This window comes from Leisingera sp. ABM4_060 (assembly GCF_056158765.1).
Genome location: NZ_JBSWTX010000001.1, coordinates 552167 through 566954, shown reverse-complemented (window position 1 = coordinate 566954; position 14788 = coordinate 552167). Strand labels below are relative to the sequence as shown.

The 14788-nt window shown below is 61.8% G+C and carries 18 protein-coding genes; 11 read left to right on the top strand and 7 right to left on the bottom strand.

All coding sequences use genetic code 11. The features are described 5' to 3' along the window. Window positions 1-53 precede the first annotated feature (53 nt). The 6 genes from ACXAEH_RS02805 (at window position 54) to ACXAEH_RS02780 (ending at window position 5905) form a co-directional block, all read left to right on the top strand. A complete protein-coding gene (locus ACXAEH_RS02805) occupies window positions 54-1061 on the top strand; it encodes an Lnb N-terminal periplasmic domain-containing protein (RefSeq protein WP_475030973.1) in 1008 nt (335 codons plus the stop codon). Window positions 1062-1215: 154 nt separating this feature from the next. Continuing rightward, on the top strand, window positions 1216-3162 hold the full coding sequence (thrS, locus tag ACXAEH_RS02800) for a threonine--tRNA ligase (protein WP_475030972.1): 1947 nt from the start codon (window positions 1216-1218) through the stop codon (window positions 3160-3162). A 222-nt stretch (window positions 3163-3384) separates the two neighbouring features. Then, entirely contained in the window at window positions 3385-3690 is a 306-nt protein-coding gene (locus ACXAEH_RS02795; protein ID WP_039124669.1) for a BufA1 family periplasmic bufferin-type metallophore, read from the top strand. Between the two features lie 67 nt (window positions 3691-3757). Next, complete coding sequence (bufB, locus tag ACXAEH_RS02790) at window positions 3758-4612, top strand: MNIO family bufferin maturase (RefSeq protein ID WP_475030971.1); 855 nt, start codon at window positions 3758-3760, stop codon at window positions 4610-4612. Then, on the top strand, window positions 4609-5364 hold the full coding sequence (locus tag ACXAEH_RS02785; protein ID WP_475030970.1) for an HvfC/BufC N-terminal domain-containing protein: 756 nt from the start codon (window positions 4609-4611) through the stop codon (window positions 5362-5364). Before bufB ends, ACXAEH_RS02785 begins: the two co-directional genes overlap by 4 nt. Before the next feature lie 4 nt (window positions 5365-5368). Beyond that, window positions 5369-5905 (top strand): DoxX family protein, encoded by a 537-nt coding sequence (locus ACXAEH_RS02780; protein ID WP_475030969.1) that lies wholly within the window; start codon window positions 5369-5371, stop codon window positions 5903-5905. A 72-nt stretch (window positions 5906-5977) separates the two neighbouring features. Here the strand turns inward: ACXAEH_RS02780 and ACXAEH_RS02775 are convergent, their stop codons facing one another. Beyond that, a complete protein-coding gene (locus tag ACXAEH_RS02775; protein ID WP_475030968.1) occupies window positions 5978-6346 on the bottom strand; it encodes a hypothetical protein in 369 nt (122 codons plus the stop codon). Between the two features lie 41 nt (window positions 6347-6387). Then, the gene (locus ACXAEH_RS02770) at window positions 6388-6705 is read right to left on the bottom strand and encodes an ArsC/Spx/MgsR family protein (RefSeq protein ID WP_475030967.1); all 318 of its coding nucleotides are present in this window, start codon (window positions 6703-6705) and stop codon (window positions 6388-6390) included. A 190-nt stretch (window positions 6706-6895) separates the two neighbouring features. On the opposite strand from ACXAEH_RS02770, the gene ACXAEH_RS02765 reads away from it, so the two are divergent. After that, on the top strand, window positions 6896-7102 hold the full coding sequence (locus ACXAEH_RS02765; protein WP_039124664.1) for a cold-shock protein: 207 nt from the start codon (window positions 6896-6898) through the stop codon (window positions 7100-7102). 60 nt (window positions 7103-7162) lie between these two features. On the opposite strand, the gene ACXAEH_RS02760 is transcribed toward ACXAEH_RS02765, so the two are convergent. Both ACXAEH_RS02760 and ACXAEH_RS02755 read right to left on the bottom strand, forming a co-directional pair. After that, a complete protein-coding gene (locus ACXAEH_RS02760; RefSeq protein WP_475030966.1) occupies window positions 7163-7642 on the bottom strand; it encodes a dihydrofolate reductase in 480 nt (159 codons plus the stop codon). An 18-nt stretch (window positions 7643-7660) separates the two neighbouring features. Then, window positions 7661-8494: a thymidylate synthase gene (locus ACXAEH_RS02755; RefSeq protein WP_475030965.1), complete on the bottom strand. Its 834-nt coding sequence runs from the start codon at window positions 8492-8494 to the stop codon at window positions 7661-7663. Window positions 8495-8743: 249 nt separating this feature from the next. On the opposite strand from ACXAEH_RS02755, the gene ACXAEH_RS02750 reads away from it, so the two are divergent. From ACXAEH_RS02750 to ACXAEH_RS02740, 3 genes are all read left to right on the top strand, one after another. Beyond that, window positions 8744-9763 carry a hypothetical protein gene (locus ACXAEH_RS02750; protein WP_475030964.1) on the top strand — a complete coding sequence of 340 codons (1020 nt, stop codon included), beginning with the start codon at window positions 8744-8746 and terminating at the stop codon, window positions 9761-9763. Window positions 9764-9826: 63 nt separating this feature from the next. After that, window positions 9827-11152, top strand: a complete 1326-nt coding sequence (locus ACXAEH_RS02745) for a surface lipoprotein assembly modifier (RefSeq protein ID WP_475030963.1) — start codon at window positions 9827-9829, stop codon at window positions 11150-11152. A 66-nt stretch (window positions 11153-11218) separates the two neighbouring features. Beyond that, window positions 11219-11647: a VOC family protein gene (locus ACXAEH_RS02740; RefSeq protein ID WP_475030962.1), complete on the top strand. Its 429-nt coding sequence runs from the start codon at window positions 11219-11221 to the stop codon at window positions 11645-11647. A 588-nt stretch (window positions 11648-12235) separates the two neighbouring features. Here ACXAEH_RS02740 and ACXAEH_RS02735 read toward each other — a convergent pair. From ACXAEH_RS02735 to ACXAEH_RS02725, 3 genes are all read right to left on the bottom strand, one after another. Continuing rightward, on the bottom strand, window positions 12236-12733 hold the full coding sequence (locus tag ACXAEH_RS02735) for a MarR family winged helix-turn-helix transcriptional regulator (protein WP_475030961.1): 498 nt from the start codon (window positions 12731-12733) through the stop codon (window positions 12236-12238). 76 nt (window positions 12734-12809) lie between these two features. Continuing rightward, entirely contained in the window at window positions 12810-13067 is a 258-nt protein-coding gene (locus ACXAEH_RS02730) for an FAD assembly factor SdhE (RefSeq protein ID WP_475030960.1), read from the bottom strand. Next, window positions 13064-13477, bottom strand: a complete 414-nt coding sequence (locus tag ACXAEH_RS02725; protein WP_475030959.1) for a helix-turn-helix domain-containing protein — start codon at window positions 13475-13477, stop codon at window positions 13064-13066. Before ACXAEH_RS02725 ends, ACXAEH_RS02730 begins: the two co-directional genes overlap by 4 nt. A 95-nt stretch (window positions 13478-13572) precedes the next feature. On the opposite strand from ACXAEH_RS02725, the gene ACXAEH_RS02720 reads away from it, so the two are divergent. Beyond that, window positions 13573-14775, top strand: a complete 1203-nt coding sequence (locus ACXAEH_RS02720; RefSeq protein ID WP_475030958.1) for a pyridoxal phosphate-dependent aminotransferase — start codon at window positions 13573-13575, stop codon at window positions 14773-14775. The last annotated feature ends 13 nt before the right edge of the window (window positions 14776-14788 follow it).

Here is a 14788-nt window from a genome sequence, read left to right as displayed (position 1 = left end):
AGCGCCCTGCCTGCTTCCTTATGGTCGCCGGAAATTTTCAGGGACCGCAGGGCATGTTCAAGTTTCTCAAAGGCATAGTACTGGCAATTTCAGCCGCCGCAGTGGCGCTGACCACCGCCTGGGCCGTGCTGGCGCTGTGGTACCGGCTGCCGTTCGGCACCCTGCCGCGCGCCGCTCTGGCGGGGGGCTTTGCCCTTCTCGGCCTCACCGTCCTCATCGCCCTGTTCCGCCGGAAAGCCCTGCGCGCCCTCACAACCTTCACCCTGGCGCTTGCGGCAATGATCCTGTGGTGGTCCACCCTGACCCCGCCGGCCAATGGCAACTGGTCCCCCGACGTAGCCCGCCAGGTCACCGGCCAGGTCGAAGACAACATCCTCACCCTCTCCGGTGTGCGCAATTTCTCCTGGCAAACGCCTGAGGAGTTTTCCGAAGCTTGGGAGGTCCGCAGCTACGACCTGACCACGCTCCAAACCGTGGACCTGTTCATGTCCTATTGGGCAGGCCCGCAAATGGCCCATATGATCGTCAGCTTCGGTTTCGCAAACGGCGGTCAGATCGCCTGGTCCGTCGAGGTGCGCCGCCAGACCGGCGGCGGCTTCTCCCCGGTGGCCGACCTGTTCAAATCCAACACCCTGGTGCTGATCGCCGCGGATGAACGTGACGTGATCGGCACCCGCACCAATGCCCGCGGCGAGGATGTGCAGCTGTTCCGCATCGATGTGAGCCCGGACACCGCCCGCGCCCTGCTGCTGCGCTATGTGGCCGCCGCCAACAGCCTTGCCGCCCGGCCGCAATGGTACAATTCGCTGACCACCAACTGCACCACCGTGGTGATGGACCTGATCCGCAGCTTTGCCGACGACGTGCCGCTGGACTGGCGGCTGCTGGCCAACGGCTACCTGCCGGACTACGCCTGGGAGCAGGGCGTGCTCGACCAGACCCGCAGCGTCGAAGAACTGCGAGCGCTTGGCAGTATCACCCCGATCGCCCAGGCCCATGGCGTCACTCCGGATTATTCCGCCGTGATCCGCGACGGCGTCCCGTCCCCGGCAGCAAACTGACCCTGCTTCTTTCTGGTCAAAAATACTCCGGGGAGCGCGAGGGGCCGGCCCCTCGCCTGCTTGACAGCTGCCGCTGCACCTGCGAAAGCAGCCGGACGACATAACCCGCAACCGGGCGTTCAGTGGGCGCCAAACCGACGAGGAGAGCCAACAGATGGCCGAAATCTCTCTCACCTTCCCCGATGGCAATGCACGATCCTTTGACGCAGGCGTCACCCCTGCGCAAGTGGCCTCCAGCATTTCCACCTCGCTGGCCAAAAAGGCCATCTCCGCCACCGTCAACGATCAGCATTGGGACCTGCAGTGGCCGATCGATGCAGATGCCACCATCGCCATCCACACCATGAAGGACGAGGTCCAGGCGAACGAGCTGATCCGCCACGACCTGGCCCATGTCATGGCGCGCGCAGTGCAGGAAATCTGGCCCGACACCAAGGTCACCATTGGCCCGGTGATCGAAAACGGCTGGTATTACGACTTCGACCGCGCCGAGCCCTTCACCCCCGAAGACCTCGGCACCATCGAGAAAAAGATGAAGGAAATCATCAACAAGCGTGATGAGGTCCGGACCGAGGTGTGGGAACGCACCCGCGCGATCCAGCATTACACCGACAACAATGAGCCCTATAAGGTCGAGCTGATCGAAAGCATCCCCGGCGATGAACCGCTGCGGATGTACTGGCACGGCGATTGGCAGGACCTCTGCCGCGGCCCGCACCTGCAGCACACCGGCCAGCTGCCGGGCGATGCCTTCAAGCTGATGTCGATTGCCGGCGCCTACTGGCGCGGCGACAGCGACCGCGCCATGCTGCAGCGGATCTACGGCGTTGCCTTCACCGGCAAGGAAAAGCTGAAGGCCCACCTGACCATGCTGGAGGAGGCCGCCAAGCGCGACCACCGCAAGCTGGGCCGCGAGATGGATCTGTTCCACCTGCAGCCCGAAGCGCCGGGCCAGATCTTCTGGCACCCCAACGGCTGGAAAATCTACACCCAGCTGCAGGACTACATGCGCCGCCAGCAGACCCGCGGCGGCTATGTCGAGGTGAACACCCCGCAGGTGGTTGACCGCAAGCTGTGGGAGGCCTCGGGCCACTGGGACAAATACCAGGAAAACATGTTCATCGTCGAAGTGGACGAGGAGCACGCCCGGGAAAAGGCCGTGAACGCGCTGAAGCCGATGAACTGCCCCTGCCACGTGGAGATTTTCAAGCAGGGCCTGAAATCCTATCGCGACCTGCCGTTGCGGATGGCGGAATTCGGCTCCTGCAACCGCTACGAACCCTCGGGCGCGCTGCACGGCATCATGCGGGTGCGCGGCTTCACCCAGGACGACGCGCATATCTTCTGCACCGAAGAGATGATCGCGGATGAGACCAAGCTGTTTCTCGACTTCCTGTCGAATGTCTACAAGGACCTCGGCTTTGAAAGCTTCAAGGTCAAGTTCTCGGACCGCCCGGAAACCCGTGCCGGCACCGATGAACAGTGGGACAAGGCAGACAAACTGCTGCAGGAAGCCTGTGAGGCGGCAGGCTGCGCCTACGATCTCAACCCAGGCGAAGGCGCCTTCTATGGCCCGAAGCTGGAATTCGTGCTGACCGATGCGATCGGCCGCGACTGGCAGTGCGGCACCCTGCAGGTGGACTTCATCATCCCCGAACGCCTGGGCGCAACCTATGTCGGTGCCGACGGCGAGCGCCACACTCCGGTCATGCTGCACCGCGCCTGCCTGGGCTCGTTCGAGCGTTTCATCGGCATTCTGATCGAGGAACACGCAGGCAAGCTGCCGTTCTGGCTGGCGCCGCGCCAGGTGGTAGTCGCCTCGATCACTTCCGATGCGGATGACTATGTGCAAGAAGTCGTCGCCGAGTTGCAAAAGGCCGGCGTGCGGGCTGAAGCCGACATCCGCAACGAGAAGATCAACTACAAGGTCCGCGAACACTCGGTGGGCAAGGTGCCGGTCATCCTCGCCGTCGGCCACCGCGAAGTGGAAGAACGCACCGTCTCCGTCCGCCGCCTCGGTGAAAAGCAGACCAAGGTCGAGTCCTTGGAAAATGTTACAAAGGCGCTGGCCCTCGAGGCCACCCCGCCGGACCTTCTGTAACATTTCGCTCCAATTGCAACACAAACGGCCTCCAATCGGGGGCCGCTTTCATTTTACGCACCGCGAAACCATATAAAAACAAGACCTTAACCTGGAATCCGGTGCAACCCTTGCTGACGCAGCTGTGAGACACGGCCTCGTGACTTAACCTCCTGAAAACCTCGGGTTAGTGTTTTCCTGTCATCACAACACCGCATGCTAAAACCGAAAGGAATTTACGAGATGTCGAACACCGCAAAATCCCTGGCCGTTGCTGGTGCCGTTGCCGCCGCTCTGACTGCAGCATCCACCATCCCCGCCGCCGCCGCCACCAAGGAAAAATGCTACGGCGTGTCGCTGGCAGGCCAGAACGACTGCGCTGCCGGCCCCGGCACCACTTGCGCGGGCACCTCGACCGTCGACTATCAGGGCAACGCCTGGACCCTGGTTGACGCAGGCACCTGCGAAGGCCTGGAACTGCCGGCACAGGCAGACGGTTCCGCACGCAGCGGCTCGCTGGAGCCGCTGGAGCGTGACCTGCCGGCATAATTGCCGCTAAAGTACCGGGCGGGAGTGCGAATTCCCGCCCCTTTTGCACCCTGATACAGGACCTGCCATGCTTGACGCCGCTGCACATGACAAACTGCCCGCCGCCCCCGGCGTGGGCTACAAGCCGCAGCATTTTGCCCAGATCACAGAGGATGCGGGCAGCGTCAAATGGCTGGAAATCCACGCGGAAAACTACATGGGGGACGGCGGCCGCCCGATCGCGCAGCTGCGCCATCTCTGTGAACGCTTTGCCATGTCGGTGCATGGCGTCGGCCTCTCCATCGGCGGCGAAGGCCCCTTGGATGCAGATCACCTGGCCCGGCTCAAGCATCTGGTTTCCTGGCTGAACCCCGCCAGCTTCTCCGAGCATCTGGCCTGGTCCACCCACGACAGCCATTTCTACAACGATCTGCTGCCGCTGCCCTATACGGACGCCAGCCTCCAGCGCATCTGCAGCCACATCGATCAGCTGCAGGACACCATTGGCCGGCGGATGCTGCTGGAAAACCCCTCCAGCTACCTCGCCTTTGCCGAAAGCACCTGGTCGGAACCGGAGTTCCTGGCTGAAATCTCCCGCCGCACCGGCTGCGGCCTCCTGCTGGACGTGAACAACGTCTTCGTCTCTGCCACCAATCTGGAGTTCTCGCCGCAGGGCTATATCGACGCCTTCCCGCTGGACAAGGTTGGCGAAATCCACCTTGGCGGCCATGACGAGGATGAGGACGACCACGGCCGCCCCCTGCTGATTGACAGCCACGGGCGTGAAGTGGTGAACCCGGTCTGGGCGCTCTTGGACCACACGCTGGCGCAATCCGGCCCCAAGCCGGTGCTGATCGAATGGGACAACGACGTCCCCGATTGGCCGGTTCTCGAGGCCGAAGCCGCCCGCGCCGCAACCGCGCTGGAGCGCGTCCCGGCATGAGCGTCACCCAGGCAGACTTCACCCGCGCCATGATGGATGCGGGCCAAGCGGTGCCGGATGGTCTGACCGACCACCTGGACCAGCCCGCAGGCCGCCGCTTCAGTGTCTACCGCAACAATGTTGCTGTCTCGCTGACCGAAGCGATGCACAGCGCCTTCCCCGTGATTGCCAAGCTCCTGGGCAAGCAGAACATGGACGGGCTGGCAGGCATCTACCTGCGCCAGCACCCGCCCTCCTCGCCGCTGATGATGTTTTTTGGCGAGCATTTCCCAGAGTTTCTGGAAGGCATGGAGCAGCTCAAACACCTGGGCTACCTCGGCGATACCGCCCGGCTGGAGCTTGCCCTGCGCGGTGCCTACCACGCCGCGGATGCCGCCCCGATCGCGCCTGAGGCGCTTGGCGCCCTGACGCCGGACGCGCTAATGAACACGCGCCTGACGCTGGCTCCTGCCGTGCAGGTGCTGCGCTCGCCCTGGCCGGTCCACGGCCTCTGGCGCTACAACACCGAGGACGGCGCGCCCAAGCCTGAGCCCCAGGCGCAGGACGTGCTGATCACCCGCCCCGAATTCGACCCCATTCCCCAGGTTCTGCCGCCCGGCGGCGCAGTCTGGATCCGCGCCCTGATGGGGGGCGCTGCCATTGGCGAGGCCCTGGAACAGGCCGCCGCCGAAGACGAAACCTTCGACCTGGGTGCCACGCTGGCCCTGCTGTTGCAGGGCGGCGCAATAACAGGACTGGATAGCAAAGGGTAAGACCATGCACGCACTTGTTTCCACTTACACATCCCTCCTCGGCAAGGCCGACCGGATGTCGGACTTCGTCATTCCGACACTGGCGCGGCTGGTTTTTGCCGCCGTCCTGCTGGTCTATTACTGGAATTCCGCAGGCCTGAAGACGGACGGCTCGATCTTCTCGCCTTCCGCCGGCGCTTTCGGCCAGATCTTCCCGCACGCGGCTGAGGCGGTTCTTTATGACGTCACCCAGCTGAACATCTTCCAGCGCCTGGTGATCTTTGCCGGCACCGTCGCCGAATACGTTCTGCCGGCACTGATCCTCATCGGCCTGCTCACCCGCCTGGCCGCGCTTGGCACCATCGGTTTCATCTGGGTGCAGACCATCGTTGACGTCACCGGCCACGGCGTGAAACTGGGCAGCCTGTTCAACAACGCTATTGAACTGGTCGACCAGCGTGTGATGTGGAGCTTCCTGCTGCTGGTACTGGTCTTCAAAGGCGCCGGCGCCCTGTCGGCTGACGCCTTGGTCCGCAAGGTCGCAGCACCAGCCGAAGCCTGATCCCGCAGCCATGACCGCAAAAGGCGCCCTGCCCCCGGGCAGCGGCGCCTTTTTCATGTTTTGAGATGTGGATCAGAAATGCGCTTTGGGCTCATCCGGCTTGCCTGCGGCCAGCGCCAGCAGCCCGGCCAAAGCAGCAAAACTCAGCGGGAAAACCGTAAATACGTTGAACCCGAACCCGGCGTACATTCCCGCGGCCGAGCCCAAGAGCAGGATGCCGCCCCAAAGGGCCCGCGCCCGTGCCATCGCACCGCCCGCGATTGCCAGCAGCGGCGACAGCACCGCCAGAAGCCTCAGCTGGCCCACATTGTCGACCTGCTCGGCCAGTCCTTCGACCTCGCCAAAATGTTCCACAGCTGTGGTGTAGACATAGCCGAAGAACCCGACCACCATGCCGAAAATCCCGGCGATAATTCCCAGAACTAGCGCTGCATTGCGCATCATGCGTCTCCCGAATGTACCGGTCTGACTTAGGCAGCCGGTCAGGCCGCACCAAGGGCCGCGCGCGTGTTCTGATCCCAACCCAGGAATAATTCCCCGTCGCGTTCAATCAGCGGCCGCTTCATCAATGCCGGATGCGCCCGCAGCAGCGCCAGCGGCTCGCCTGCGCGCTCGGCCTCATCCAGCCCGCGCCAGGTGGTTGATCGCGTATTGACCAGCTTGGCCCCGAACTGCCCGTAAGCCGCCTCCAAAAGACCCTCTGGCATGCCATCCGTGCGGATATCGACCAGAACCAAATCTGGAACCGTTTTCAACGCCTTACGGCAAGTATCGCAATTCTTCAGCCCGTAGATTTTCATGCTTCCCTCAATGTTTCGCAACGGAACTCACACAATTTATGGTAGAATTCATCACTTTCTCTTGATTTTCATCCAGCCCGTGCAAAACTCCAAGTTGTCCGGTCTCGCCCTGCCCACTACCTGCAGGGAACGGGCCGGATGCCGTGGGAGAACCCCAGGGCAAAGTGCAAAGTAGAAGGAGACACGGGAAATGCCAAGCGGCACCGTGAAGTGGTTTAACACCACCAAAGGGTATGGGTTTATTGAACCTGATGAAGGCGGCAAGGATGTGTTTGTGCACATTTCAGCGGTGGAGCGCTCCGGCATGACCGGCCTCGCCGACAACATGAAGATCGGCTATGAGCTGACCGAAGGCCGTGATGGCCGGAAAATGGCTGCAGATCTCAAGGCGATTTAAGTTTTCCAAGCCAGCGCTGCGCCCGGGCTTCAGCTGGGCGCAGGCTATTGCGCAGGCCTGTCAGGCCCGCCGCAGGTACTCAACCATCACGCAGGCCGGATCGCTGTTGCGAAGCTCCGTTTTTCCGGCCACGCTCCATTCGTCTGCCTGAAACTCCGGGAAAAACGCATCCGCTGCGTCGATGCTCAGATCCACCTCGGTGATCAGCAGCCGGTCGGCCATCTCCAGCATGCCGCGGTAGATCCCCTCGCCGCCGATCCCGTAAACCCGGCGGTAGCCCTGCGCATAGGCCGCCTCAACCGCTGCCCCAATCGACGGCAGCACCGTCTCCGCTGCCTGCGGATTGGAGGACACCACCAAGTTCAGACGGTTCTTCAACGGTTTCACCGGCAGGCTGTCCCAGGTATTGCGCCCCATGATGATGGCGCCGCCCAGCGTCTCGCGCTGGAACGCCTTCAGATCCTCCGGCGCATGCCAGGGGATGTCATTGTCCTTGCCGATGGCACCATTGCGCGCCCGCGCGGCGATCAGGGTAATCATCCGTATTTTCCTTTGAAATCAGACCGCAACCGGCGCCTTGATCACCGGTTCCGGGTCATAATTGAGGATCTCGAAATCCTCGTATTTGAAATCGAAGATCGAACTCACCTGCCGCGTAATCCGCAGCTGCGGCAACGGTTTCGGTTTGCGCGACAGTTGCAGCTTCACCTGCTCCACATGATTCGAATAGATATGCGCATCGCCCATCGTGTGCACAAAATCCCCGGCCTCATAACCGGTCACATGCGCCAGCATTGCCAGCAGCAGCGCATAGGACGCAATGTTGAACGGCACCCCCAGGAACATATCCGCCGAGCGCTGATACAGTTGCAGATGCATCTTGCCGCCCGCCACCCGCACCTGCCACAGCGTGTGGCATGGCGGCAGCGCCATATCGGGCACATCACCCGGGTTCCAGGCCGAAACGATCAGCCGGCGGCTGTCCGGGCTTTTGCGGATCATCTCAACCAGATCCGCAATCTGATCAACGGAACCAGCGCGGTACAGCGGCTCATCCCCGGTGGTGCCCTCCGCCAGCTCCAGGCGCGGAAACCGGCGCCACTGATGGCCGTATACCGGCCCCAGATCACCGTTTTCATCCGCCCATTCATCCCAGATCGAGACGCCGTTTTCCTTCAGATAGCGGATATTGGTATCCCCGGACAGAAACCACAGCAGCTCATGGATGATCGAGCGCAGATGCAGCTTCTTCGTGGTCACCAGCGGAAAGCCCTCCGCCAGCGGATACCGCGCTTGCATCCCGAAGCAACTGATCGTTCCGGTGCCGGTGCGGTCGCCCGAAGGCTCCCCGTGATCCAGAATATGCTGTAGCTGATCCAGATACTGCTGCACGGATTCTCCCCCTGTCCTGCGCCGGAAATTCACGGTCTGGAATACCCGCTGCACCGCCCGGCGCCAAGCGCTATTATCACCAGCGCAGCGTCTCTGAATACAACATATGCCACAACCTGGACCAATGCAAACAACATACAGGTAGCGCATTCGCCACGGTTGCGCCCAATTCCTTACGGCTCAATTGACTTTGCTGCCATCGCGGCCAAAGGTAGCGCAAAACGATAATACATATTGAGGTAATGGCAGATGAGGCGCTTTTGGCTAGGGCTTGCGGCGGCGTCCGCACTGTCCGCGTGCGGCGGGGGCAATCCCTTTGGCAGCACAACAACGGACGATCCTGAAACGGGCACCAGCCGCGAGGGCCTCCCTCCTGGAACAACCAGTCCTTCCGCCGGTTCGGCCATTTTCCGCTCCGAGCCCACTGAAGCCGACGGCGGGGCACGGGGCGACGGTTTTGCCACCGACATTTCCTACGATGCCGCAACCGACACCTTCTCCGTCGACAACCTAGGCTTCGACGGGGACAACTCCTATGCCCGCGGAACAGCTGTCAGCAGTCTTGGCCCGTATTCCGTGTACGAGGCCGACGCCACCTACCCAGACATCATTGACGGCGAGCCGATCAACCAGTTCACCCACCGCGCAATTTACGGTGTCAGCACGTCTGGCAACACTCAATTTGCGATCGTCCGCACCGGGCAATACGTGGACTACGGCTTCGGCGGTTTCATTTACCAGCGCGACAACGGCGTGACGCTCCCGACAACAGGCCAGGCGCAGTACAGCGGCACCATGGCCGGCATCCGGGACTTTGAGGGAGCGGGCGGCTTGGAATACACCACCGCGGACGTGACCATTGCCATCGACTTTGACGATTTCAATGACACCACCGGAACCCGCGGCGACGCCATCAACGGCAGCTTCACCAACCGCCGGATTCTTGACATCAACGGGAACGACATCACAACGGATGTCCTTAATCGCATCAACACGGAAAACTCGCTCAGTCTGACCGGCATTCCCGTCCTAACCTTTGATGTCGGGCCGGGCAATATGGATGACAACGGCGAAATCATCGGGACGCTGAACAGTTACTACACCGACAGCAATGGCGATCTTCAAACCTACGAAAGCGGCAACTATTATGCCGTCGTTTCAGGGGACAATGCGGAAGAAATCGCAGGGGTCGTCGTTGTGACCAACACAATCGACCCGGCCGGGGCAACCACGCGGGAGACCGGCGGCTTTATTGTCTATAACAACTGATCCGCAATGGCCATTCACCTCAAGGCCTGGCGCGGTGCAGTTCAGGCGGCACTGTTTGCAGCAGTGCCGCTGGCGATTTCGGCTGCGCCGCCGGAGCAGAAGCAGGCCGCATCTCCGCAGCAAGTACTGCAGACCGCGGCGCTGGCGCTGAAAGCCGGGGATTCCCGCAGGGCCTACACCTTTTCCGCGGCCCTGCTAAAGCGCGACCCCCGGGACCGGACTGCACTGCTGATAAACTCCCGCGCGGCCCGGTCGCTTGGCGATTTCCAGGAGGCTCGACGCGCGGCCAAAAAGGCTTGGAAACTGGCCGAGAGCGGCGAACAGAAATACGCAGCCTCGATGGTGATGGCCCAGGCACTGTCCTCCGGCGGCCACAAGACCCTCGCCCAATTCTGGCTGCGCCGGGCGGTAGAGCATGCCCCTACCCTGCGGCATGAAAGCCGCGCCGTCCGGGACTTTCAGTACCTGCGGGCAACCACCCCCTGGCATCATCAGCTTTCCTTTTCGGTGACCCCGGACTCCAATGTGAACAATGGCTCTAGGGAATCCACGATTTACCTTCCGATGGCCGGCGTGCACTTAGGCCTCACCGGCTTGGCCCAAGCCCTCTCCGGCATTGAATATGCAACCCGAATCAATTCCCGCTACCGGTTCAAAGTCAGTGAAACCCGGGCGCACGACCTGGTCCTGGCAGCCGAATACCGCACCTACACATTGTCATCCGATGCCAAGGCCCAGGCACCTGGCGTCAAAGGCAGCGACTTCGCATTCGGCTCCCTCCTGGCAGGCTATGCGCACAAGGGACTGAACCTTCGCCGGCAGGGCGAATACCGCTTTGGCGCTCAAGCAGGGCAAACCTGGTACGGCGGGGCTACTTATACGCGACTGCTGCGGCTCAATGCCGGGCAAAGCTTCAAGCTGACACCGCAGCGCACGATCGGCGCGCGCATCATGGGCGAACGCCAGTTCGGTGTCAGGACCAATGACCTCGATACGCTGCGCGGCGATTTTTCCTATAACTTCCGCCTGGGGTCCGGCCTCTCCGTCTGGAGCAATCTGTCCGTGGCCCAAACGTCCTCTGATAACCGGCAAAATGAATTCTCGGAGGTGAGCCTGCAGACGCAGATCACTTTGCCCAAACCAGTTCTTGGGGCCAGTGCGCGGTTCGGCCTGTCTGCGCGCACCCGGGATTATGATGTGTCCCTTTACAGCGTCAACGGCCGCCAAGACGACCGGCTCACTGCCGATTTCTCGCTAACGTTCAAGCAAATCGATTACTACGGTTTCAATCCAACCCTGCGGATTTCCGGATCCACCACGGACAGCAATGTCAACCTTTACAAATCCAACCGCTACGGTGTGAACTTCGGCATACAATCCGCCTTCTGATCCCTCTCGACATCATCGGGCTGAAGGTTAATCTGCAGCCGGAACTCGCGCATTCAGGAGACACCCATGCCGCTCACCTATCTGCACACCATGGTCCGGGTGAAGGACCTGGAAAAATCCATGGCTTTCTATGAACTTCTGGGCCTCAAGCAGACCCGCCGCTGGGATTATGAAGCGGGCCGCTTCACTCTGGTTTTCATGGCACCGCCGGGCCAGGAGGAGGCCCCGTTGGAGCTCACCTGGAACTGGGACGGCGACGAGGCGCTGCCCAGCGACAGCCGCCATTTCGGCCATCTCGCTTACGGGGTGGATGACATCTACGCCGCCTGCCAGCACCTGATGGACAATGGCGTCACCATCAACAGGCCGCCGCGCGACGGCCGCATGGCCTTTGTGCGCTCGCCGGACAATGTGTCGGTTGAGCTGCTGCAAAACGGCGAACCGCTGGCCGCAGCGGAACCCTGGGCCAGCATGGAAAACACCGGCCATTGGTGACCCCTTTGCGCGCGGCCACGCCTGCCGTATCCGCTCCGGCGGAAAAGTTTTAAGAAAAACTTTTGCCAGGACTTTTCGAAAAAGTCCTGCGCGCCGCTGGCGCGGCGCAAGCCCGCCTGCAGGGCGCGGGCCGTTATCCGGCGCAATGGGCGGCGTCCCGCTGCGCTGACGGCTGTGACGGGCCGGGTTGCTGACCGGGCTGAAATTCTGCCGCCCGCCCCGGGGCGCTCAAGGCCTGCAATTCCGGAACCGCCCCGGCGCCCGGCAGCACGCATCTGAAAGCAGCAGAACCGGAACCGGCAGCGCTGTCCCATTCCGAAACGCAGAAAACCCGGCGCAGCGCCGCCTTGGTGCTGCCCGTTCCGCGCGGCTGTCCCGCCGCTCTTTGGTTTCCTGCAACCATCAAACCAGGTAATAAGGGCGGCCGCTTCTGCAACCATCTGCCATGGCCCCTTCGCCCGGGTCCCGGCGCTTTGCCCTTCAATACGTCCAGAGCACGGTTTCCCTTCATGCCCTGTTTCGGCCCGCCGGTGTTCCCCCGGCCTGTTCAAAGCCCGTTGCCTGCCGGGACACGCCCCGGCCGGACACTTAGTAGATATAGCGGATCTGATCCGACCAGTAGCGCTCCACCCGCTTCAGCGACGCGGTGATGTCCTCGATCCCTTCGGACGAGATCACGTTCTTGCCTTCCAGACCTTCAGCGTGGCGGGCGAACAGGGCCGACACGATATCGCGGATTTCCCGGCCGCGCTGGGTCAGGCGGACCCGCACCGAGCGGCGGTCGATCTCGCAGCGCTGATGGTGCATATAGCCCATCTCGACCAATTTCTTCAGGTTGTAGCTGACATTGCTGCCCTGATAGTAGCCGCGGGTCTTCAATTCCCCTGCGGTCACCTCGTTGTCGCCGATATTGAACAGCAGAAGCGCCTGGACCGCGTTGATCTCCAGCACGCCGACACGCTCAAACTCGTCCTTGATGACGTCCAGCAGCAGACGATGGAGACGCTCGACCATTGCCAGCGCCTCCAGATAGCCAGTCATAAACCCTTTGCGGTCCGTCTGGCCGATTGGCATTTCCATACTCATTCGCATCTCCGACTCGAATTTGCTCTTGAGGCAAGATGCCAACAATTCCCGAAAAATCAGTTAAGCCGGGATTTTATTATTTTTGGTACGTTTGCGCTATGTCTCCGATCAGCTCCCGGAATTGTTCTGCAGGGGCTGCCTGGCCTGTAACCCATTGGTACAAATCCTGGTCGTTTTCATGCAGCAGCGCCTCATAGAGATCCAGCCGGCCATCGTCCATTTGCGCCAGATTGGCTGCGGCAAAACCCGAAAGGAGAATGTCCATCTCCTTGATTCCCCGCCTCATTGAGCGCATCTGCAGCCGTTTCAGCCGGATCTCGCGGGACTCGCTCATACGGCCGCCTCTGCGGTTTCAGCGGCCTGCAGCAGGTTGCGCAGCTTCTTCTCCAGCCGGGCGGCGCGTTCCGCATTGGTGCGCATCTCGCCGCGCAACTCGCGCATTTCTTTCAAAATGCCGGCAAAATCGCCCAGGTCCACTTCGCCCGAGGCCGGTTCCGGCATGCCTTCGCCCTCGCCGGTCAGGAGCCAGGACATCGACACATTCAAAACGCCCGCCATCATCGTCAGCTTATTGGCGCGCGGCTCGGACAGATCCTGTTCCCAGGCGGTCAGCGTCGCTTTCTTGATGCCCAGCCGCCGCGCCAGCTGCGCCTGGGTCATGGCCGCAGCTTCGCGCGCGGCTGCCACGCGATCGCCAAAAGTTGCTGCATCCGGGCCGTACCAGTCAGTCTCCTGCGCTTCCATCGTCAGTTCTCCATATCTGTTGCCAATGCAGCTTGATCGCTGTCTGGCGGCACCCTATGACAGTTCCGCAGAACATACAAACCAGGGCCAGCCTTATGTCTTTCCTGTCGGATACCCTCAGCCGCGTCAAACCGTCGCCGACCATAGCCATGACCGCAAAAGCGGCTGAATTGAAGGCCGCGGGACGCGACGTCATCGGTCTTTCCGCCGGCGAGCCGGACTTTGACACGCCGCAGAACATCAAGGACGCGGCCGTCGCCGCCATCGCCGCAGGCAAGACCAAATACACCGCCCCCGACGGTATTCCGGAGCTTAAGCAGGCCGTTTGCGCCAAGATGAAGCGCGACCACGGGCTGGACTACACGCCCGCGCAGGTCTCCGTCGGCACCGGCGGCAAGCAAACGCTGTACAATGCTCTGATGGCCACCCTGAATGCCGGCGACGAGGTGGTGATTCCCGCGCCCTATTGGGTCTCCTACCCCGACATGGTGCTGCTGGCGGGCGGCACGCCGGTGATTGCCGAAACCTCGATCCAGACCAATTTCAAGCTGACCGCGGATCAGCTCGAGGCCGCAATCACCCCCAACACCAAATGGTTCATCTTCAACTCGCCGTCGAACCCCACCGGTGCGGGCTACAGCTGGGAAGAGCTGAAGGCGCTCACGGACGTGCTGCTGCGCCACCCGCATGTCTGGATCATGACCGACGACATGTATGAGCACCTCGCCTATGACGGGTTCGAATTCTGCACTCCAGCGCAGGTTGAGCCCGCACTTTATGAGCGCACCCTCACCTGCAATGGCGTCTCCAAAGCCTATGCCATGACCGGCTGGCGCATCGGCTATGCCGCGGGCCCGGAAAAGCTGATCGGCGCCATGCGCAAGGTCCAGTCGCAATCCACCTCCAACCCCTGCTCTGTCAGCCAATGGGCCGCGGTTGAGGCGCTCAATGGCACCCAAGCCTTCCTGGCGCCCAACAACGAAAAATTCGTGCGCCGCCGCAACCTGGTGGTCTCCATGCTGAACGAGATCGACGGCATCTCCTGCCCAGTGCCAGAGGGCGCCTTCTACGTCTACCCCTCCATCGCCGGGCTGATCGGCAAGACCACGCCCGCAGGCAAGGTGATCGGAAACGACGAGGATTTCGCCACCGCCCTCCTGGAGGAAGCCGATGTCGCTGTGGTCTTTGGCGCAGCGTTCGGGCTGTCGCCGAACTTCCGCGTCAGCTACGCTACATCGGACGAAGCGCTGGAGAAGGCCTGCACCCGCATCCAGAAATTCTGCGCTTCGCTGACCTGAACAGGAGACAAAA